General features: G+C 63.0%; 19 protein-coding genes. 5 read left to right on the top strand and 14 right to left on the bottom strand.

Annotated elements, in window-relative coordinates; translation table 11 throughout:
- Nucleotides 1–8 precede the first annotated feature (8 nt).
- Both DAES_RS05000 and DAES_RS04995 read right to left on the bottom strand, forming a co-directional pair.
- The gene (locus DAES_RS05000) at nt 9–404 is read right to left on the bottom strand and encodes a response regulator (protein ID WP_013513947.1); all 396 of its coding nucleotides are present in this window, start codon (nt 402–404) and stop codon (nt 9–11) included.
- A 12-nt stretch (nt 405–416) separates the two neighbouring features.
- Entirely contained in the window at nt 417–1,037 is a 621-nt protein-coding gene (locus tag DAES_RS04995) for a D-sedoheptulose 7-phosphate isomerase (protein WP_013513946.1), read from the bottom strand.
- Nucleotides 1,038–1,266: 229 nt separating this feature from the next.
- Between DAES_RS04995 and purU the strand changes: the two genes are divergently transcribed.
- Nucleotides 1,267–2,148 (top strand): formyltetrahydrofolate deformylase, encoded by an 882-nt coding sequence (gene purU / locus DAES_RS04990; protein WP_013513945.1) that lies wholly within the window; start codon nt 1,267–1,269, stop codon nt 2,146–2,148.
- Nucleotides 2,149–2,221: 73 nt separating this feature from the next.
- On the opposite strand, the gene DAES_RS04985 is transcribed toward purU, so the two are convergent.
- Nucleotides 2,222–3,904 carry a hypothetical protein gene (locus DAES_RS04985; protein ID WP_013513944.1) on the bottom strand — a complete coding sequence of 561 codons (1,683 nt, stop codon included), beginning with the start codon at nt 3,902–3,904 and terminating at the stop codon, nt 2,222–2,224.
- 158 nt (nt 3,905–4,062) lie between these two features.
- Nucleotides 4,063–4,965 carry a hypothetical protein gene (locus DAES_RS04980; RefSeq protein ID WP_013513943.1) on the bottom strand — a complete coding sequence of 301 codons (903 nt, stop codon included), beginning with the start codon at nt 4,963–4,965 and terminating at the stop codon, nt 4,063–4,065.
- 117 nt (nt 4,966–5,082) lie between these two features.
- Here DAES_RS04980 and DAES_RS04975 point away from each other — a divergent pair, with 117 nt between their 5' ends.
- The gene (locus DAES_RS04975; protein ID WP_013513942.1) at nt 5,083–5,394 is read left to right on the top strand and encodes a zinc-ribbon domain-containing protein; all 312 of its coding nucleotides are present in this window, start codon (nt 5,083–5,085) and stop codon (nt 5,392–5,394) included.
- 82 nt (nt 5,395–5,476) lie between these two features.
- On the opposite strand, the gene DAES_RS04970 is transcribed toward DAES_RS04975, so the two are convergent.
- A complete protein-coding gene (locus DAES_RS04970) occupies nt 5,477–6,010 on the bottom strand; it encodes a hypothetical protein (RefSeq protein WP_013513941.1) in 534 nt (177 codons plus the stop codon).
- A gap of 15 nt (nt 6,011–6,025) precedes the next feature.
- Nucleotides 6,026–6,232, bottom strand: coding sequence for a hypothetical protein (locus tag DAES_RS04965; RefSeq protein ID WP_041271356.1), 207 nt, complete (start codon nt 6,230–6,232; stop codon nt 6,026–6,028).
- 161 nt (nt 6,233–6,393) lie between these two features.
- Here DAES_RS04965 and DAES_RS04960 point away from each other — a divergent pair, with 161 nt between their 5' ends.
- Entirely contained in the window at nt 6,394–7,200 is an 807-nt protein-coding gene (locus DAES_RS04960) for an ion transporter (RefSeq protein WP_013513939.1), read from the top strand.
- Nucleotides 7,201–7,209: 9 nt separating this feature from the next.
- On the opposite strand, the gene DAES_RS04955 is transcribed toward DAES_RS04960, so the two are convergent.
- The 3 genes from DAES_RS04955 to DAES_RS04945 form a co-directional block, all read right to left on the bottom strand.
- Nucleotides 7,210–7,800: a hypothetical protein gene (locus DAES_RS04955; protein ID WP_013513938.1), complete on the bottom strand. Its 591-nt coding sequence runs from the start codon at nt 7,798–7,800 to the stop codon at nt 7,210–7,212.
- Between the two features lie 163 nt (nt 7,801–7,963).
- On the bottom strand, nt 7,964–11,155 hold the full coding sequence (locus tag DAES_RS04950) for an efflux RND transporter permease subunit (RefSeq protein ID WP_013513937.1): 3,192 nt from the start codon (nt 11,153–11,155) through the stop codon (nt 7,964–7,966).
- A gap of 4 nt (nt 11,156–11,159) precedes the next feature.
- Nucleotides 11,160–12,266, bottom strand: coding sequence for an efflux RND transporter periplasmic adaptor subunit (locus DAES_RS04945; protein WP_013513936.1), 1,107 nt, complete (start codon nt 12,264–12,266; stop codon nt 11,160–11,162).
- A 442-nt stretch (nt 12,267–12,708) separates the two neighbouring features.
- Here DAES_RS04945 and DAES_RS04940 point away from each other — a divergent pair, with 442 nt between their 5' ends.
- The gene (locus tag DAES_RS04940) at nt 12,709–12,996 is read left to right on the top strand and encodes a DUF1844 domain-containing protein (RefSeq protein ID WP_013513935.1); all 288 of its coding nucleotides are present in this window, start codon (nt 12,709–12,711) and stop codon (nt 12,994–12,996) included.
- 93 nt (nt 12,997–13,089) lie between these two features.
- A complete protein-coding gene (argC, locus tag DAES_RS04935) occupies nt 13,090–14,145 on the top strand; it encodes an N-acetyl-gamma-glutamyl-phosphate reductase (protein WP_013513934.1) in 1,056 nt (351 codons plus the stop codon).
- A 79-nt stretch (nt 14,146–14,224) separates the two neighbouring features.
- Here the strand turns inward: argC and DAES_RS04930 are convergent, their stop codons facing one another.
- The 5 genes from DAES_RS04930 to nikA are packed head-to-tail and all read right to left on the bottom strand — an operon-like array spanning nt 14,225 to nt 19,176.
- A complete protein-coding gene (locus DAES_RS04930) occupies nt 14,225–15,049 on the bottom strand; it encodes an ABC transporter ATP-binding protein (protein ID WP_013513933.1) in 825 nt (274 codons plus the stop codon).
- Entirely contained in the window at nt 15,027–15,839 is an 813-nt protein-coding gene (locus DAES_RS04925; protein WP_013513932.1) for an ATP-binding cassette domain-containing protein, read from the bottom strand. The genes DAES_RS04930 and DAES_RS04925 overlap by 23 nt, the downstream gene beginning before the upstream one ends.
- Complete coding sequence (nikC, locus tag DAES_RS04920; protein ID WP_013513931.1) at nt 15,836–16,687, bottom strand: nickel ABC transporter permease subunit NikC; 852 nt, start codon at nt 16,685–16,687, stop codon at nt 15,836–15,838. Before nikC ends, DAES_RS04925 begins: the two co-directional genes overlap by 4 nt.
- The gene (nikB, locus tag DAES_RS04915) at nt 16,684–17,628 is read right to left on the bottom strand and encodes a nickel ABC transporter permease subunit NikB (protein WP_013513930.1); all 945 of its coding nucleotides are present in this window, start codon (nt 17,626–17,628) and stop codon (nt 16,684–16,686) included. The genes nikC and nikB overlap by 4 nt, the downstream gene beginning before the upstream one ends.
- Nucleotides 17,629–19,176, bottom strand: coding sequence for a nickel ABC transporter substrate-binding protein (nikA, locus tag DAES_RS04910; RefSeq protein WP_236608490.1), 1,548 nt, complete (start codon nt 19,174–19,176; stop codon nt 17,629–17,631).
- Nucleotides 19,177–19,379: the final 203 nt, after the last annotated feature.

Here is a 19,379-nt window from a genome sequence, read left to right as displayed (position 1 = left end):
GGCCGGACTCAGCCGATGAGGCCGAACTTCCTGAGTTCCCGTTCCACGGCGTCCTGACGCACGGGCTTGGCGAGGCAGGACACGGCGAAACCATGGTCACGGAGCTGGGCCGCCCTGTCCGCCTCGTCCAGGGCCGTGGTGATGATCGCCTTGATCCCGTCGCCGGGCAGGATGCCGCGGCTTTGCTCCAAGGCTCGGATGCGTTCCAGGGTCTGCAACCCGTCGATGCCGGGCAGCATGACGTCCATGAGCACGATGTCGAACGGGGCGACTTCCAGCGCTCCGGCAAAGACATCGACCGCCCGCTCGCCGCAGTCAGCCACGTGGCATTCCCCCCAGGCGGACATGATCATCCTGAGGAATTCCTGATTGATGAGCGTGTCTTCGACGATGAGGGTGCGCATGGTGTTTGGCTGCTAGGATTGCTGGGGGAGAAACGGGGTGAGTTCGGACACGGCCTCGAACAGGAAATGATCCACCAGATGGCACAGCATGTGCCCGGCGGCGATGTGGATTTCCTGGATCACGGCAGTGTCGGTGGACGGCACGGTCACCAGGAAGTCGGAAACCGCTGTCATCTCGCCGCCGCTCTGGCCTGACAGCCCCACGGTGACAATGCTGGCGCGCCGAGCCTCGCGCATGGCCCGGATGACGTTGGCGCTGGTGCCCGAGGTGGAAAGGCCCACCAGGATGTCGCCGGGGCGGCCCAGGGCCTGGAGTTGCTTGGAAAAGACCTCGTCAAAGCTGTAGTCATTGCCGATGGCGGTCAAGGCCGAGGTGTCGGTGGTCAGGGCCAGCCCGGGCAGGGGCGGACGTTCGAGTCTGAAGCGATTGGTGAACTCGGCGGCCAGATGCTGGCTGTCGGCTGCGCTGCCGCCGTTGCCGCAGAACATGACCTTTCCCCCGCTGGCCAGGCACACGGCTATGGCCCTGGCAATCTCGACCACCAGCCCGGCCTTGGCGTCGAAAAACGCCTTGCGCGCGGTCAGCCCGGCGGCAGCATGATCCATGACCTTCTTGAGAGCAGCTTCGGACATATATGTTTCCTTCAAGGGTTCGCGTTTTCGTGGAATCACGACCCTATAGCAAATCGGCGCGGCGCGCAATCGGTGCCCCCCGGCTTTTGCCCGGAGCGCGCCCGGAACCGGCTGGCGCAAAAGACTTTTATTCGTCCGTTTTTTGGGGTAGATGGCTCGGTCAGGCCCAGTCATTCGCGCTGCCCGCAAGGCCGGGGAGCGTCCATCAGCAAGCAGGCGACACACGACCATGACAGACTCCAAGGAAAGCACCGTCCGGCTGCTCATCACCTGCCCGGACCAGCCCGGCATCGTGGCCGCTGTCAGCGGATTCCTGCACAGGAAGAACGCCAACATCATCCACTCCAACCAGCACTCGACCGACCCCGAGGGGGGCCGCTTCTTCATGCGCAACGAGTTCTACCTGCCGGGGCTTGATCTCGACGGGCTCAAGCAGTTGCGCGCGGAATTCGCCGGGCAGGTCAGCAACGGGTTCATCATGGACTGGAGCCTCAACCCGGTCTGGGAGCCGAAGAAGATGGTCATCCTCTGCTCCAGGGTGGACCACGCCCTGATGGAGCTCTTGTGGCGGTGGAAACGGGGCGACCTGGAGACCGATGTGTCCATGGTCATCAGCAACCATCCGCACCTGCGCGGCTCGGTGGAGCATTTTGGCGTGCCCTTTCACCACGTTCCGGTGGGGCCGACCCTGCGCGACAAGGTCGGCGCCGAGGACACCATGATGGACCTCATGGAGGGGCAGGCGGACCTGATCGTCCTGGCCCGGTACATGCAGATCCTGACCCAGGACTTCGTGGCCCGCTTCAACCGCCAGATCATCAACATCCACCACTCGTTCCTGCCCGCCTTTGTCGGGGCCGACCCCTACCGCAAGGCGCACCAGCGCGGGGTCAAGCTCATCGGGGCCACAGCCCACTACGTCACCCAGGAGCTGGACGAGGGGCCGATCATCGAGCAGGACGTCATCCGGGTCACGCATAGCCACGACCTCGACGACCTCAAGCGGCTGGGCGCAGACATCGAGCGCCATGTCCTGGCCAGGGCGGTCAAGTGGCACCTGGAGGACCGGGTCATCGTGGACGGCAACAAGACCATCGTTTTTCCCAGATAGCGGCCCAGACCGGTGGCCCAGACCGGTGGCCTGGATCGAAGACAAATGCGCTGGCAAGCGGAACGGATTCTGCTCAGGCGGGGTCTGGAGCCGGGTCGGGCGTGTTCGGTTCGGATGCTGGCTCGGGCGCTGGCTCGATTTTTGGTTCGATTTTTGGCTCGATTTCAGGCCCGCCCCCTGGCGCGGGCGACCCTGGTTCGACGGCAGCGGCCTGGGGCTGGACATCCCGTCTGCCCACGCCGTATTTCTGTAGGATCTCTCCCAGCTTCACCTTGAGGTTCGTGGTCGTCCTGACCACCTGCTCCAGATTGATCAGGACCATGATGTCCACCCGGAAGATGGCCTCGTTCCACTGGGCGGACAACTGCTCCTTGAGGTCGGGTTCGAGACTGAGCATGTCCGTGGCCGCGGCCAGCTGCTTGCCGGTCTTGGACTTGAACAGGAGCATGCCCTCGCGGGTGGTGTCGTTGGCAAAGAGCTGGGTCTTGCGGATCTTGCTCATGCCGGGCAGCCCGTCCACCGTGGCGCTGGACACGCGCCGGGCGCGCCCGCTGCGCACCTGGATCTTGCCGCCCTCTTCCCGGCCTGTTTCCGTGAGGATGTGGATGGTGTGGTTTTCGAGCAGAAAGAAAAGCAGCTTCTCCAGGGTGGGGATGCTGAAATCCCGCGCCAGAGGGCGGATGGCCTCGATCTGGTCGGGCACGAACTCTTCGAGGGCGTTGTAGAAATGGTCACTGGTCCGGCCAATGGCGATGGCTGCGCCAAGCCCGACAGCCACCACCTGATCCATCAGGAACTTGAACTCGATCTGCTCCCGTCTGGCCTGCTCCGGGTCGCCCGGTCCGCCTGACGCGGCCCTGTCCAGGGCGCGCTTTTCATACGTGGTTTCAAAAATGGTCCCCACCGGATCGATGCAGGCGATGCGGGCCGCCTGAAGCAGTTCGCCAGCCGTCATGTCCCTGGCCTGGGAGAGCCCGGCCAGCCCCTTGGTCAGCACGGTCTGGATGAGCTTGGCCCGCCTGCGTCCGTCGAACTCGGTGCGGCTGGCAACATAGCTTTTCTGGATGCGCGTCTTCTCGATTTTCTGGTCCGTGGGATTGAGCCGGGCCAGGATGTCGTCAAACAGGAACCGGATGACCAGGAAGTTCTTCTCCTTGGTCACGGTAAACCGCTCCCCGGCGAGGATTTCGCGATGGGCTCCAGCCACGCGCATGGCGATGAACTGCTGGACAAAGGCCTTCCAGAACCGCTCGTTCAGTTCATGCTTCTCGATCAGGTCGCTGTATTCCTTGAGAGCGCCCTGGCCAAAGTAATGGAGGACGATCTCCTCGAAATTGTCGGTGATCAGGGCCATGGCATAGACAATGCCCTGGACGCACTTGATGAGCATGGACTCGGTGTTCAGCAACCCGGCCTGCAATTCGTCGGCGCGAACCGTGTCCCCGGTCTTGACCGCCTTCTCGTAGTGACCAAGCTGGACGATGAATCCCGCGACGTGCTTGTGGATGTATTCGTAGCCCGGATGCCCTGTGCGGCCGCAGAGCAACTCGATGACGCTACTCTGCTGGGCCTTGAGCAGCGGGTATTCGCTGATGTTGGCGTGGTTGACCCTGATGAATTCCAGCAGCAGCTCGCGCTCCATGACCTCGCGCAGGGAGGAGCGCTCCTTGAGGGCGCGCAGCTTGTGCTGGTAGGCGGTGAGCCGCTGGGCCTTGTCCAGTTGGGGGCCGCCGGCTTCCGGTGGTGGTGCGCTCATGCTCTCCCGACGCCATGCATTCACAGGGTTGATTTGTATCGAACCCTAGGCGAACTCTCATTTTTTTGCAAAATAAATATGATTTTCCCGACATCCCCCCTGGCTTGGTCCGGCCCCCCTACACGCGGGCTGTGCAAACGCCTCCCGGACCAGGGCGGTCAGGCGGCCATCTGGAACGGATGTTCCTTGCGGTCCAGGCGACGGCGAAGCCCCTTGCGGAACTCCGGGCCGTACTGGTCGAGGATCAGGCCGAGGTAGTTCATGTTGCGCCGGGCCGCCTCGGAGTAGGCGTCGCGCTCCACGCCGTGGCGCTGCCTGAAGTGGGAGCCCATGCACCCGATGACATTGGAGAGCGAGTTCTCCATCCGGGTCCGCATAAAGGAGTGAAAACCGCGCGTCCTGGCGGCCAGGTCGTATTCGGAGGTGAAGTCCGTGATGCCTGCCTCGGCAAATTCGCCGTACAGGAGATCAAGTTTTTCGAGGTAGATGTCGTCGGCCATCTGGGCGATGATGTCCGCGGTGGCCAGGATGTGGGCCGCAAGCATGGCTTCGAGGTTGGTGTGGACCACGGCCCTGGGCGAGCAGCCGGGATCAGTGCACTGGATCATGCACTCCATGTCCAGCATGTCGGCCACTGGCCAGCCGCGCCTGTCCGCATACTCCTCAAGCCGGTCGATGGACCGGGCCACATGGGTGGCGGTGAAGCGTGCGCCGGTGCCGATGCGCTCCTCCTCGCGGCGGATGTAGCCCGTGTCGTGAAACAGGGCTGCCGCAAGGGCCAGCCCCACGATGCGCGGCGAAAGCTCCTGGCGGTCGAGATGGACGCCGTGCAGCAGCCGGGCCGTGGCCAGGAGCACGCCCAAGGTGTGGCTCCAGTCGTGGTAGCCAGTATCGCAGGGGTGAAACCCTTCCATCCTGCCGTGAAAGAGGCGGTCCACGTCGGCAAAGGCCGTCTGGTAGTCGGCAAAGTCGAAGGCCGGGAACATGGAGGCTATGATGGTGCGGACCTCGCGATCCACCTCGACGGGATTCTTGATGAGCAGGCGGACGGTTCGGGTCATAATCTGGACGGCACCTCAGGCGGGATTTTCTGAAGCTGTATCCACAGAACACGCGCCGAGTCAACACCCCGGTCGCGTTGCGCTTGACCGCCTTGAATGAAAAGGCAATAAAACACCGTGATTGTCTGTAACCGCTGCGGCAAGAAAAATGACGAAGTCGCCCGCTCCTGCGAATCATGCGGCAGGAAGCTCCAGTCGTCGCACCGACCGGCCCCTGTGGAGGATTCCTCCAACTGGCTGCTCTCGTCGTTCCGGCACGGGGGAATCGATCCCAGGGCGCGGGTCTCGCTGCAACGCATGATCGAGGCCTGGGCCTATGTGGCCGTGCTCGGCGGCGTGGGCATCACCTGCCTCGTCTATGAAGTGTGGTGGCCCCTGTATCCGGCGGTCGGGGCCCTTGGCCTGGCTGTCTGGCTGCGCCGCATCTGACGGCCTGCCCGGCCCGGCAGACGCGACAACGCCCTCCTCGCCTGTGAGCAAGGGGGGCGTTGCTGATCCGACTGTCGGCTCCCTATTGACCCTGCTGCCCGCCGTCTTCCGGCTCGGTGGCGTTGGCACCCTGCAACGCCTTACGCAGATCCTCCTCCAACAGCTCCGGAATGGGCCGGTCCCAGAAGGTGTCCTCCAGGGTCTCCTCGGCGCTCTTCTGGGCGCAGCAAACGATGCGGCCCGAGGCCGGACAGCCGGGCGCGACATACTCCACCACGCCGCACCTGGACGCGGAATCGAACTTGTAGGAGATGGTCCGGGTCACGGTCTTGAACTCCTTGCCCTGCACCCGGATGATGTCGTTGCCGACGCCCACGAAGAAATGGGTCTCGCGGTTGGCGTAGAAGACCGAGAACAAATACATGTCCTCGCGCAGCTTGGAGACATAGTTGATCTCCTCCACCGGCTTGCAGAGCATGCGCGCCAGCACCTGCCTGCCAAGGCAGACATCCATGTCCGTAAACTCCGTCGCGGTCGCCGGGGCGGCAAAAAGGGCCGGAACGGCGATGAGGACCGCCACGGCAAGGCTCAGTGTCAGGCGTGTGATATGGCGCATGCTCGATCCTGTTGGCTAGCGTGTGTCGAGAAAGAGCTGGAATCCGTCCGGGTCAGAGGTTTCGCACCGTTCCTTGCAACCACAGCACTGGTAGTGGCCGTCCTTGAGATACCAGACGGCCTTCCACGAGCAGTCGCAATTGAAATACTCGTACACCGAGGCGTCCACCGCGCCGCGATAGCGAGTGTACCCTTGCTTGCGAATCCTGTCGACAAACCTCATCGTCACAATCATCCATTTGATATAGGGGTCGTTTCGTCAGTGGTGTACACCCGATGCCCGGAATTTGCAAAAGCGAGGACGCAAGGCGGTCCGCATCGCCCCCGTTGACAGAAGGCGGTCAAAAGCGTCTATTGCGGCAGAGGGATAAGGGGGGAGACACCATGGGCGAACCGCTGAAAGAGACACTCTACCTGCTGCTCGAGGACCCGGAAGGACGCGATCGCCGCGCCAGGAAGATCAGGACGTTCCTCATTGCGCTCATCGTCCTCAACGTGGCTGCGGTGATCCTTGAAACCGTGCGCGAGGTCTCCCTGCAGTTCGGGTTCTGGCTCAGGACCTTCGAGTGGCTTTCCGTTGGCATCTTCACCGCAGAGTATGCGGCCCGGCTCTGGGTGGGCGGACCAAACCGCGCCCAGGGGCTTGCCGGACGCGCCCGGCACGCCCTCTCCCCGCTGATGCTGGTCGATCTGCTGGCCATTCTCCCCTTCTACCTGCCCTTCCTGCTGCCTGCGGATCTCATCTTCCTGCGCGCGGTCCGGCTCATGCGCCTGCTGCGCGTGCTCAAGCTTGGCCGCTACTCCGACGCCATCCAGGTATTCTACCGGGTGGTGGTACGCAAGAAGGAGCAGCTGGTGGTGGCCGGTTTCATGGTGGGCATCCTGCTCATCATCGCCTCAAGCCTGATGTACTATTTCGAGAACGAGGCCCAGCCCGACGCCTTCAGCTCCATCCCCCAATCCATGTGGTGGGCCATCGTCACCCTGACCACCGTGGGCTACGGCGACGTGTACCCGATCACGGGCATGGGCCGCGTGCTGGCCTCGGTCATCGCCCTGCTCGGCATCGGCATGTTCGCCGTGCCTGCGGGCATCCTCAGCGCCGGGTTTGTCGAGTATGCCAGGGACAAGGAGCGCACGCGCGTCTGCCCCCACTGCGGGAACCCCCTGGGGCCGTGCAATACGGACTGAGCGCCCGCTTCAATACTGCCTGGGAAACCGGTCGCCCATGAGATAGCTCATGGCCTCGCGGTCAATGGTGCCGGAAGCCACGAAAAACGCCTCGCCCACCACTGCCGGATGATAGGCCAGCCCGTGGGGCAGCGCGTCCGCCGGGGCGCAGACATACCGCTCCGAGGGGATCGCCGCGTTGACTTCGATCACGCCGTCGCGGTGCAGGATCGGGAGGATGACGTGATCGAGGATCACACCGCCGGGCAAGGTGGTCCACAAATGATAGGTGGAGAGCTTGTCTTCGCCGCTCTGGTCGGCCAGCATCCCCTTGAAGTGCGCAGGCGGCGCGTCCACGAGCATTATTCCGTGCAGCGACACGGACCCCATGGTAATGACGCAGCCGGTCTGGCCGAATCGCTTCACCAGCATGTGGAACATGCCGAAGTTGACGGCCATGCCCTTGCCCGCCCGCTCGGCAAAAGGGATATGGCTTGAAGTCTCAAGCGCGTTGAGGATGGCCTGATCCGGCGGCGACGCCGCCTTGGACACGTCATACCGGCCCAGCTTCCATTTGGCCGTGCGGTTCGCCGCTGCCTGAAATTCCTTGAGATACGACATGGCTGTGCGCCCCCCTTGTGATCTGGGGGTGGGGTATCATGCCAGGGGCAGGGCCGCAACCGGGATGCACGGGCCGCGACCAGCCTGCCCGTGCGTCTCCACGCAGGAAGGCGCCCCCTCGAGCGCCTTCCTGTTTGATTTCGTGTCCGGCCCGATTGCCCGGCTATAGCGTGCCTTCTTCCCGTCTCTCTTCAGATTTGCCTTCTGGTTTGTCTTCAGGCCTGCCGTCACTGCCGTCCTTGCCGCTCCCGTACTTGAGGGCGATGCCCTGCACAAAGGTGTAGAGGGCGGGCACCACCAGCACGCCCAGGCAGGTGGCCGCGATCATGCCGCCAAAGACCGAGGTGCCGAGCGCGTGGCGGCTCGACGAGCCCGCGCCCGAGGCCGTGACCAGGGGGATGACGCCAAGGATGAAGGCAAACGAGGTCATGAGGATGGGCCGGAAGCGCAAATGGGCCGCAGACAAGGCCGCCTCGGTCAGGGACATGCCCTTCTCGTGCTTCTCCTTGGCAAATTCGACGATGAGGATGGCGTTCTTGGCCGCCAGCCCGATGAGCATGACCAGGCCGATCTGGGCATAGACGTTGTCGTCGAGCCCGCGAATCCACTGCGAGGCCATGGCCCCGAAGATGCCCAGCGGCACGCACAGGATGACCGCGAACGGCGTGGCCCAGCTCTCGTACTGGGCGGCCAGCACCAGAAAGACCATGACGATGGCCAGCCCGAAGATGAGGCCGGTCTGGCCGCCCGAGTGCTTCTCCTGGTAGGCGATGGCCGTCCAGTCAAAGCCGTAGCCCTCGGGCAGGGACGAGGCCGCCACCTCCTCCATGGCACTGATGGTCTGGCCGGAGCTGTAGCCCGGCGGCGTGGCCGCGTTGATCTCCACGGTACGGAAGATGTTGTAGCGCTGGATATACTCCGGCCCCATGGTCCGGTCGGCGGTGCTCAGGGTGTTCAGCGGCACCATCTGCCCCGCTGCCGAGCGCATGTAGAACTTGTTCAGGTCCTCAAGCCGGGTGCGGTACTGGGACTCTGCCTGGGCCATGACCCGGTAGGTGCGTCCGTACTTGTTGAAATCGTTGATGTAGTAGCCGCCCAGGTAGGTCTGGAGGGTCTGGAACACCTCGTTCAGGGGCACGCCGAGCTTCTTGACCTTGTCACGGTCGATCTCGACCAGGTACTGCGGCACCTGGGAACTGAAGGAGGTGAACAGGTTGGCCACCTCGGGCCGCTTGCCCGCCGCCTCCATGTAGGCCGTGGCCACGGCGGAGAGGTCGGCGATGGAGCCGCCGGTGCGGTCCTGCAACTCGAACTGCAACCCGCCCGTGGAGCTGAGGCCGGGGATGGACGGGGGCTGGAAGCCGAGCACGATGGCCTCCTGGATGGTCCTGAACTCCTGTTGCGCCCGGCCCATGATGGCGTCGAACGAGAGCTCCGGCGTGGTCCTCTCCGACCAGTCGTCAAGCATGACGAACACGGCGGTCGAATACGAAGAATAGGCCCCGGTCAGCATGCTGAAACCGCCCAGGGTGACGTAGTCGTGCACGCCAGGGGCGGTCTTGAGGTATTGCTCGATGCGCTCGGCCACCTCGTTGGACCGCTCGAGCGACGCCCCCTCGGGCAACAGGGCATTGACGATGAGATACCCCTGGTCCTCGTCGGGCACGAAGCTCGACGGCAGGATGGAGAACAGCCCGCCGCAGCCCACGGCGAACACCGCCACCGCCAGAAGGCTCATGAACGAGCGCCTGACCATGGCCGCGACGCCTGCGTTGTACCGTCTGGTCACGGCCTCGAAGGCCGAGTTGAACTTGGTGAAGAACCAGCCAAGGGGGCCCCGGATGGGCGCATAGGGCCGGAGCAGCAGGGCGCTCAGGGCGGGCGACAGGGTCAGGGCGTTGATGGACGAGATGACTACCGAGACCGACAGGGTCAGGGCGAACTGCTTGTAGAGCTGGCCCGTGATGCCGCCCATGAAGGCCACGGGGATGAACACCGCGACCAGCACCAGGGTGGAGGCGATGATCGGCCCGGTGACCTCGGTCATGGCCTTCTTGGTGGCCTCCTTGGGCGAGAGGCCCTCCTCGTCGATGATGCGCTGCGTGGCCTCGACCACGACGATGGCGTCGTCAACCACGATGCCGATGGCCAGCACGAGCCCGAAAAGGGTCAGGGTGTTGATGGAAAAATCGAGCAGCGGAAACAGGGCAAAGGTGCCGATGAGCGAAACCGGGACGCAGACCATGGGGATGATGGTGGTGCGCCAGTTCTGCAGGAAGATGAAGACCACCAGGAAGACGAGCACGAGCGCCTCGAACAGGGTGGTCATGACCTCTTCGATGGACGAGTTGACGAACCGGGTGGTGTCGTAGGGAACGGAATACTTGATCCCCTCTGGCAAGTAGGTTTCCAATTCGGCCATGGTCTTCTTGATATCCTTGACCACGTCCAGGGCGTTGGCTCCGGGCAGCTGGTAGACCAGCAGCGAGGCCGTGGGCTGGCCGTTGAGGCGGGCAAAGGTGTAGTAGCTCTTGGCCCCCAGCTCGACGCGGGCCACGTCATGCACCTTGACGGTGCTCCCGTCCGGGTTGGCCTTGAGGATGATGTTGCCGAACTCCTCGGCGTCGGTCAGCCGCCCCCTGACCCGCAGGGTCATCTGAAACTGCTGCCCCTTGGGCGCGGGCGGCATGCCCAGCTGCCCTGCCGGAGCCTGCACGTTCTGCTCGTTCACGGCGTTGATCACGTCGGTGACGGTCAGTCCGTAGCTGGTGAGCTTGTCTGGATTGAGCCAGATGCGCATGCCGTAGTCCTGATCGCCGAACAGGTTGACATCGCCCACGCCGTCGATGCGCTTGATGGCATCATAGAGGTTGATCTTGGCGTAGTTGTTGAGAAAGAGCGAATCATACTGGGGCTGGTCCGAGGTCAGGCTGATGATCAGCACGAATTCCGGCGACTGCTTCTTGACCTGGACGCCGGTGTTGCGGACCTCCTGGGGCAGCTGTTGCAGGGCGAGGTTGACCCGGTTCTGCACATCCACCGTGGCCAGCTCCAGATCGCGGCCCAGCTCAAAGGTGACGGTCAGGCTCAGGGAGCCGTCGTTGGCCGAGATGGAGCTCATGTACATCATGTCCTGAGCGCCGTTGACCTGCTCCTCGATGGGCGTGGCCACGGACTCCTCCACAGTCTGGGCGTCCGCCCCGGTGTAGGAGGCCGAGACCCTGACCGAGGGCGGCGAAATCTCCGGATACTGGGCGATGGGCAGGGCGAAGATGCTCAAGGTGCCCACCATCAGGATGACGATGGCGACCACCGAGGCGAAAATGGGACGGTCGATGAAAAATCTGACGAACATGCCGTTACCCGGCCTGTTCCGGGCTGGTCGCGTTCTGCCCCGCCCCGCCCTGCGGATCGCCCGCGCCCGGCGTGGCGGTGTCCGCCGCGTCCGGCTGATCGTCCGCCTGGGTCACGATTGGCTTGATCTTCATGCCCGCTCGGACCCGCCGGATGCCGTCCACAATGACCATGTCGCCCGCCTTGAGCCCTTCCTTGACCGCCACCAGATCATTGACCGCAAAGCCGAGGGTCACGGGCTGGCTGCGCACCTCGCCCGATTCATCCACCACGAACAGGGATTTCATGCCCTGGGTGTCGATGACGCCCCTGACCGGAACGACCACCGCGTCCTTGATGGTGTCCAGAAGCACCCGGACCTTGGCATACTGGCCCGGACGCAGGATGTGCGCCGGATTGGGGAAGGTGACGCGCACGCCCAGGGTGCCGGTGCCGGGGTCCACGGCCCGGTCCACCATGTCGTAGGCACCGTCGTGGTTGTATTCGCTGCCGTCGGCCAGGATCATCCGAACCTTGTTGCCCCGGCTGTCCTTGGCGTACTGGTCGCGCACGGCGCGGACATAGTCGCTCTCGCTGATGCTGAAATTGACGTAGACCGGGTCCACGGTGGAGATCGTGGCCAGCAGGGTATTCTCGCCCTGGCCCACGAGGTTGCCCACATCCACCTGCACGCGACCGATGACGCCGTCGATGGGCGAGTATATCCTGGTATAGCCCAGCTGGATCCTGGCGTTCTCGACCCTGGCCTTGTTGTCGTTGACCTGGGCCTTGAGGGTGGAGAGCTGGGTCTGGTAACTCTCGTACTCGTCACGGCTGACCACGCCCTCGTCGTAGAGTTTCTTGAACCGCTCGTAATCCTTCTGTGCCTTCTTGATCAGGGCCAGGTTGTAGTCCAGGCCGGACTGCTCCTGCTTGAGATCCTCCTGGAACGGCTTGGGATCGATGACGAAAAGCAGGTCGCCCTTGGCAACCGAGGCCCCCTCCTTGAAATTCTTCTGCATCAGAAACCCGGCCACGCGGGCGCGGATGTCCACGGTCTCCGCCGCGTTGATCTGGCCCACGAACTCGCCCCAGTCGGGCATGTCCCTGGTCTCGGCCCGGATCACCTTCATGGGCGTGGCTTCCGCCCCCCCGCTGCCGCCTTGTCCTTTTTGTCCTTGTCCCCGCCAGAACAGCCAGACAGCGCCACTATTGCGATGAGGAAAGACAGACTCGTCAGCCGAAAAGTTCTCGTGCGTGTCATCGTGGGTTCTCTCTGGGGTAACTGTCAATTATCGTTCAATATCGCGCGCTCTTCCACCAGCCCTGAACGAGATGCTCCAAGACCTGCGCGGTTCGCCTATCCTCCAATTGATTAGATAAAATATGCAAATCTGGCAAGAAATAACCTGTTTTCGATGCAAGGTCGCCGGGCCGGACGGTTGTTGACTCCGAAGCCCGCAGGAATTACTACGAATGCTTGCGGGCGCGATCCGCAATCACATTCCATAGAGACAGACCGCACCACACGGCGCGCTGCAGGCAGCGAAAGGGTGCGGGCTGACGGAGGCGAGGATGGCCGAGAACACATGCAAGGACAACCCCATGAAGGGGATTCCGCTGGACATCAACTTCACCACCTTCATCTATTCCCTGTCGTCGTCGGCCATGGTCGCCATGGGCGAGGCCCCGGACCCGACCACCGGCAAGGTCGAATTCCAGCGGCAGATGGCCAAGCACACCATCGACGTGCTCGGCATGCTCAAGGACAAGTTCGAGAAGGGGCTGGACGAGAGCGAGAAAAAGCTGCTGTGCGACATCGTCTACAACCTGCGCATGGCCTACGTGAACAAGACCCGATAGACAATGCACCCATGGCCACATGACGGTGGCGCGACCGGCCCCTGCGACCGGAGCCGCCCCTGTTCCCCAACGACAAACCTGACGGAGACAGCCATGTCCCATATGATCAAGGCGGGGCTGGTCGGCGTGACCGGCTATACCGGCATGGAGCTTGCCCGGCTCATGGTCCACCACTCCTCCATGGAGCTGGTGCGTGTCACCTCCCGCGCCGAGGCGGGCAAACGGCTGGCCGACATCTACCCCTTCCTGCACCGGTTGCCCCTGGGCGAGCTGGTCATCACCCGGCCCGACGCCGCTGATCTGGCCGAGGAGTGCGACGTGGTCTTTCTGGCCGTGCCGCACAAGACCGCCATGGAGATCGCCGCCGAGTTGCTGGAGCTGGGCGTCAAGGTGGTGGACCTGTCCGCTGATTTCCGCCTTAACGACAAAGCCGTGTACGAGCAGTGGTACGACACCGAACACACCCGCGCCGGACTGCTGTCCGAGGCCGTGTACGGCCTGCCAGAGCTCTATCTCGACCGGATCATGGGCGCGCGGCTCATCGCCAACCCCGGCTGCTACCCGACCTCGGCCATTCTTGGTCTGGCCCCGGCGCTCACCGCAGGCCTCGTCGAGACCGGCGACATCGTCATCGACGCCAAGTCCGGCGCGTCCGGCGCTGGCCGCGCGGCCAAGGTGGGCACCCTGTTCTGCGAGGTGGCGGATTCGTTCCGCGCCTACGGCCTGCCCACCCACCGCCATACCCCGGAGATCGAGCAGGAGCTGACCAAGCTCGCCGAGACCAACATCACGGTCTCCTTCAACACCCACCTGCTGCCCATCGACCGGGGCATCCTCTCGACCATCTACACCCGGCTCAAGGGCACGCGGACCATTGACGAGATCCACGACATCTTCACGGATTTCTACTCTGACAAGCCGCTGGTGCGCGTCCTGCCCAAGGGGCTGCTGCCCGAGACCCGCCATGTGCGCGGCACGGTCTTCTGCGACCTGGGCCTTGTGGTGGACCCCCGGACCAACCGGCTGATCATCCTCTCGGCCATCGACAACCTCTGCCGCGGCGCCTCCGGCCAGGCCCTCATGAACGCCAACCTCATCTGCGGCCTGGACATTGACGAAGGGCTGCCCATGGCCCCGATGATGCCCTAGGCCGGTTCGGCACGAGGTGTTTGCCGGAACAGAGGCAACGCTGGGACAACGATCTGGCGGAGCCACACCATGGCATCGGTCACACGGCGGACTGACCGGACGCTGAAAGAGGCTCCCGCCGATCCTGGGACGGCATGGGGGGCAGGATGGCCTGGGAAAGTTCCTCCAAGGCTCGCACGCCGTTCAGAGACGTCATTTTCTTCGGGTCAAAGGCGTGGAGCGTCCCGTCGCTCATGATAAAGGCGTGGTCGCAAAAACGGCGCACCAGCCGCAGGTCATGGGTGACGAAGAGGTAAGCCGTGCCGAGCTTGTGCCGGAGGGAATCAAGCAGGTCGAGGATGCGGGCCTGGATCAGCATGTCGAGGCTGCTCACCGCTTCGTCAAGGACGATCACCCGAGGTTCCGGGGCCAGGGCGCGGGCAATGCATATCCTCTGGAGTTGGCCTCCGCTGAACCGTCCTGGCAGCTTGTTCGCGTCGTCGGGCGAGAGGCCCACGCATTCCAGCAGCTCGGCGATGCGGTCCTTGAGCTTCTGCCCCTTCAGCCTGTCGAAGTTGCGAAGCGGCTCCGCGATGATCTCCCCGGCGGTCATGCGGGGGTTGGTGGAGCCGATGGCATCCTGAAAAACCACCTGCACGGCCCGCCTGAGCTTGGGGGAAAGGGTTTTGCAACCGGTCACGTCCTGGCCGAGAATCCTGACGTTTCCGGCATCAGGGGCTTCCAGGCCGAGCATGATCCGGCCAAGGGTGCTCTTGCCGCTGCCGCTCCTGCCCACCAGCCCAAGGCACTCCCCGGCACGCAGGGAGAGGCTGACTCCCTTGAGAACGGCCATGCGCTCCTGCTTGCTGAAGAATCCCCCGCGACCATATGTTTTCGTGACATTATCGAGCTTGATGACAGGCATGGCTGTGGCTCCCTTGGTACTGCCCGGAGAATTGCAGGTGTGTGGCGATCAGTTCCCTGGTGTAGTCATGCCGGGGTGATCGAAAGATGTCGTCCACGGTGCCGCGTTCAATGATGCCGCCCTGGTGCATGACGGCAACGTCATCGGCCAGACGGGCGATCACGCCGAGATCGTGGGTGACCAGCAGCATCCCCATCCCCCGCCGACACTTGAGCCCGGCCAGCAGATCAAGCACCCGCGCCTGGGCCACGGTGTCGAGGTCGGTGGTCGGCTCGTCCGCGATGAGGAACGGAGCCTCAAGGATGAGGGCCAGGGCCACCATCACGCGCTGGAGCATGCCCCCGCTCATCTGAAACGGGTACAGGCCCGGCACCGGTCCGGGATCGGCGAACCCGACCTCTCCCAACGCTTCCAGCATTCGCCGGTCAGTGTCCGGGCCAAGCATGCCGTGCGCCGCGAGGGTTTCCCTGAAATGGGTGCGGATGGTGAAGACCGGATCGAAGCAGCTCATGGGGTTTTGCAGGATCATGCCCACCTTGCGTCCGCGGATGTTCCGTCTGCTGGCCCGACTGTCGAGGGCCACGCCCTCCACGAGGATGCCCCCATCCATGGTGAGGCCCTCGGGCAGCAGATCCAGCACCGAGAGGCAGGTCAGGGACTTGCCGCTGCCGCTGGCCCCGACGAGGCCCATAACCCGTCCAGGCATGGCCGAGAAGCTAATGCCGGAAATCAGCTCCTTGCCCGCGGCGCGGACACGCAGGTCCTGAACCTCCAGAAAAGGCGTGGTCATCGGATATCCTCCTGCACGGCCAAGGCCGGGTCAAAGGAATCCCTGAGCGCATCGCCCAGCAGGTTGAAGGCCATGACCGTGACAAAGATCATCCCGCCCGGAAGCATGATGAGCAGGGGATGCGTCCATATGAATTGCCGCGCGTCGCTGATCATGACCCCCCACTCGGGCATGGGCGGCGTGACGCCGAGGCCGAGGAAGGAAAGGCCGGACACATGGAGCATCATGTGGCCGATGTCCAAGGTACACAATATGAGCAACTGCGCGATGATCGGCGGCAGGATGTGGCGCACGACCGTTTTGAAACGGCCTGTCCCGGCCACCTTGGCCGCGAGGACATAGTCCCGGTTTTTCAGGGAAAGCACCATGCTGCGGATGATGCGGGCGTACCAGGCCCAGTGGGTGAGGGCGACGGCGATGATGACGTTGACCATGCCCGTTCCAAGCACGCCGATGAGGAACATGGCGAGAATGAAGGTGGGAAAGGTGAGGAAGACATCGCAGAATCGCATCAGCGAGGAGTCCACCGCGCCTCCCGCGTAGCCCGAGATTGTGCCGATGGTGAATCCGAGAACCAGGACGATGCCCATAATCGCGGCCACGGAGCCTATGGAAGTCTGGGTTCCGTAGACCAGCCGCGAGAGGACGTCCCGGCCCAGATGGTCGCAACCCAGCGGGTGTGCCGCCGAGGGCGGGGCAAACTTGTTCTCCAGGACCACGGCGGATGGGTCGTCGGGCGCGATGACCGGGGCAAAGAGAGCTGTCGCGATCACGGCCACGGCCAACATCGAGGCCAGGACAAGGACGCCCCGTTTCCGGATCGTGCGAAAAAGATCGCCTGCGTTCATCGTTCGCCGCCTCCTTCGAGTCGGATTCTCGGATCGAGCCATGCATAGAGGATGTCCACGCCAAGGTTCATCAGGACAAAAATGCTCGTCATGATGAGGATGAAGCACTGCATGACTGGATAATCCCTGTTGTAGATGGCGGATACGGCAAATCGGCCAACGCCCGGCCAGGAGAAGATGCTCTCGGCGACCACCGCGCCGCCGAACAGCTCGCCCACGTGCATGCCGATGGCGGTTATGATCGGGATCAGCGAATTGACCAGGACATGACGCCCGACAACCACCCGCTCCGGCAGCCCCCTGACCCGTGCGTAGAGCACGTAGCGGGCGTGCATGTTGTCGAGCATGTTGCCGCGTATGAGCCGGGTGTTGATGGCCATGGACATGAGGGACATGGACACGGCGGGCATGATCATGTGGTCAAGCCCGCCCATGCCCAGCGGCGGCAGCCAGCCGAGCTGGATAGAAAACAGCCACACCAGGATGAAGCCGAGCCAGAATCCGGGCATGGACACCCCGGCAAAGGCGAACGCGCGGGTAAGATGGTCGGGCAGGCGATCCTTTTCCAGCGCGGACCAGATGCCCAGGGGCAGGCTGATGATCAGGGTCAGCAGCAGGGAGAACCCGGCAAGCTTCAACGTGTTGGGCAGATAGAAGAGGATTTCTCCGAGCACGGGAAGGCCGGTCACGTAGGAGCGACCAAAATCCATGGTCACGGCCTTGCCCAACCACTGGACGTATTGCACAGGCAGGGGGAGATCCAGGCCGAGTTCCTGTCTGGCCACCTCCAGCGCCGCATCGGTGGGCGGGATGTTGGAAAGCCGGAGGTAGGACATGGCCGGATCGCCCTGGCCAAGCCGCAGGATCAGGAAGACCACGATCGAGACGGCCAGCAGCATGGGAACGAGGATGAGCAGCCGCTTGACGATGTATCGCAGCATCTACCGCTCCCAGTGCATGTTTTCAAAGGGGAATTCGTACTTGGTCGGCCCGAATTCCACGCCCCTGAGTTGCGGCCTGTGCACGGTGATGTTGGTCATGTAGGACAGGGGCAGATAGACGGCCTGCTCGTGCAGCGTCGTCAGGATGTCGCGGTACAAATCCTGGCGCGTCTGCTCGTCCACGCTGATGAGCACATCGCCGATCTTGCGGTCAATCTCCTTTTTCATGGGCAGTCCAAGTTGGGCCTGATAGTCCGCATGGGCTGGCTGGCGCATGGAGCTGCAAAAGGAGTGGGGATCGTAGGGAGCGCCCCAGGTGTCGCCGAAAATCATGCCAAACTCGCCGCTCTTCTGACGGGTGAGGAACGAGTCCATCTCCTCGCCCACGAGCCGGACCTTGATGCCCAGCCGTCTCAGGTCTCCCTGGATGACCTCGGCCACGGACTTCTGCAGGGTGTCGTTCCCGACAAAGCAGATGTCCAGGGCCAGTTCCCTGCCGTCCCTGGTCAGGTATTCCGCGCCTTTTTCACGCTTCCACCCCGCTGCCTCAAGCAGGGCCGCGGCCTTTTGCCCGTCATGTTCAAATGGGGAGAGGCCGAGATCGCAATAGGGCATGTCCGGCGAAAAGAGCGTGTCGGCCTGCGGCTCGACACCAAGGAAGAGATGCTTGACGATGGCCGCCTTGGCGACCCCGTGCAGAATGGCCTGGCGCACGGCAAGGTCGTTGGTGGGGAACAGGTTGCTGTTGATGGCCAGCACCCGGGTCGCCTGAGGATGGGAGATGGCGGTTTCCAGATTGCCCATGGCGGCGAAACGGTTGAAGGTGTCAATGCCGATCTGGCCACTCCCGTGCCCGCCAGAGCCAAAGATCAGGTCGATTTCTCCGGTTTCAAAGGCGATGGCCCGCCCGTCCGAGTCGGGGATGACCTTGACCATCAGGCGCTTGAAGGTCGGCTTGGTTCCCCAGTAGAGATCATTTGATTCGAACAGGTCATGTTCCCCTTTGCGGGTTTCCACGAGCTTCCAGGGGCCGGTGCCGATGGGAGCCTTGATCGACGTGGCCGTGTCGCCGCCGTCAGGGAAGCCCGAGGGGGCCAGGAAACGCATGGGCCTGATGAGACACAGCTCCTGGAGGGTCGGGTAATAAGCGTTTTTGAGCGAAAGCTCGAAGGTGTGGCTGTCCACGACCTTGGTCTGCGCGATCTGGGCGATAAATTCGAGCCAGTCGTGCCGGTGGGCGCTCTTCAGTACGGCGTCGAAATTCATTTTCACGGCGGCTGCGTCAAAGGGGGTGCCGTCCGAGAAACGGACACCCTTGCGCAGGTGGAACGTATACACCTTGCCATCCGCAGAGATGTCCCAGGATTCTGCCAGCCAGGGAACGACTGTTCCCCCCTTGGCATACCGGACAAGGGGTTCGTAAACCATTGCCTGCGCGAACATCTGGTTCGGCGAATAGGCATGGGGATTCAACGGACCCACGTTGGCCGACCAGGAATAATTCAGCGTATCGCTCTGGGCCCCATGCGCCGAGCCCGGCAATACCATGATAGAAGCGAGGAGCAATGACGCGGCCAGAAATTTAAAACAGGCTTTCTTCATGACATCAATCCTTAATTCATATTAGTTTAAAGCATATGAAAATAGAAATAGTGGCACAACCTACTGACTCTTTTCTGTCGTGTCAATTGCTCCGACTCTGATATTGGGAGTGTTCATGCCCCCCCAAGGTGCCCTCGGAAAACGGCCTC

The sequence above is a fragment of the Pseudodesulfovibrio aespoeensis Aspo-2 genome (assembly GCF_000176915.2).
In the GTDB taxonomy this organism is placed as follows: Bacteria; Desulfobacterota; Desulfovibrionia; order Desulfovibrionales; family Desulfovibrionaceae; genus Pseudodesulfovibrio; species Pseudodesulfovibrio aespoeensis.
This window is presented reverse-complemented; position numbering and strand designations above follow the sequence as displayed.

Coding starts and splice junctions, on each gene's coding strand:
- DAES_RS04980 (WP_013513943.1), bottom strand. CDS start 4,965: ATGACCCGAACCGTCCGCCTGCTCATCAAGAATCCCGTCGAGGTGGAT.
- DAES_RS04960 (WP_013513939.1), top strand. CDS start 6,394: ATGGGCGAACCGCTGAAAGAGACACTCTACCTGCTGCTCGAGGACCCG.
- DAES_RS04995 (WP_013513946.1), bottom strand. CDS start 1,037: ATGTCCGAAGCTGCTCTCAAGAAGGTCATGGATCATGCTGCCGCCGGG.
- DAES_RS04940 (WP_013513935.1), top strand. CDS start 12,709: ATGGCCGAGAACACATGCAAGGACAACCCCATGAAGGGGATTCCGCTG.
- DAES_RS04955 (WP_013513938.1), bottom strand. CDS start 7,800: ATGTCGTATCTCAAGGAATTTCAGGCAGCGGCGAACCGCACGGCCAAA.
- purU (WP_013513945.1), top strand. CDS start 1,267: ATGACAGACTCCAAGGAAAGCACCGTCCGGCTGCTCATCACCTGCCCG.
- DAES_RS04930 (WP_013513933.1), bottom strand. CDS start 15,049: ATGCCTGTCATCAAGCTCGATAATGTCACGAAAACATATGGTCGCGGG.
- DAES_RS04985 (WP_013513944.1), bottom strand. CDS start 3,904: ATGAGCGCACCACCACCGGAAGCCGGCGGCCCCCAACTGGACAAGGCC.
- nikB (WP_013513930.1), bottom strand. CDS start 17,628: ATGCTGCGATACATCGTCAAGCGGCTGCTCATCCTCGTTCCCATGCTG.
- nikC (WP_013513931.1), bottom strand. CDS start 16,687: ATGAACGCAGGCGATCTTTTTCGCACGATCCGGAAACGGGGCGTCCTT.
- DAES_RS04950 (WP_013513937.1), bottom strand. CDS start 11,155: ATGTTCGTCAGATTTTTCATCGACCGTCCCATTTTCGCCTCGGTGGTC.
- DAES_RS04925 (WP_013513932.1), bottom strand. CDS start 15,839: ATGACCACGCCTTTTCTGGAGGTTCAGGACCTGCGTGTCCGCGCCGCG.
- DAES_RS05000 (WP_013513947.1), bottom strand. CDS start 404: ATGCGCACCCTCATCGTCGAAGACACGCTCATCAATCAGGAATTCCTC.
- DAES_RS04945 (WP_013513936.1), bottom strand. CDS start 12,266: ATGAAGGTGATCCGGGCCGAGACCAGGGACATGCCCGACTGGGGCGAG.
- DAES_RS04965 (WP_041271356.1), bottom strand. CDS start 6,232: ATGAGGTTTGTCGACAGGATTCGCAAGCAAGGGTACACTCGCTATCGC.
- nikA (WP_236608490.1), bottom strand. CDS start 19,176: ATGGTATTGCCGGGCTCGGCGCATGGGGCCCAGAGCGATACGCTGAAT.
- argC (WP_013513934.1), top strand. CDS start 13,090: ATGTCCCATATGATCAAGGCGGGGCTGGTCGGCGTGACCGGCTATACC.
- DAES_RS04970 (WP_013513941.1), bottom strand. CDS start 6,010: ATGCGCCATATCACACGCCTGACACTGAGCCTTGCCGTGGCGGTCCTC.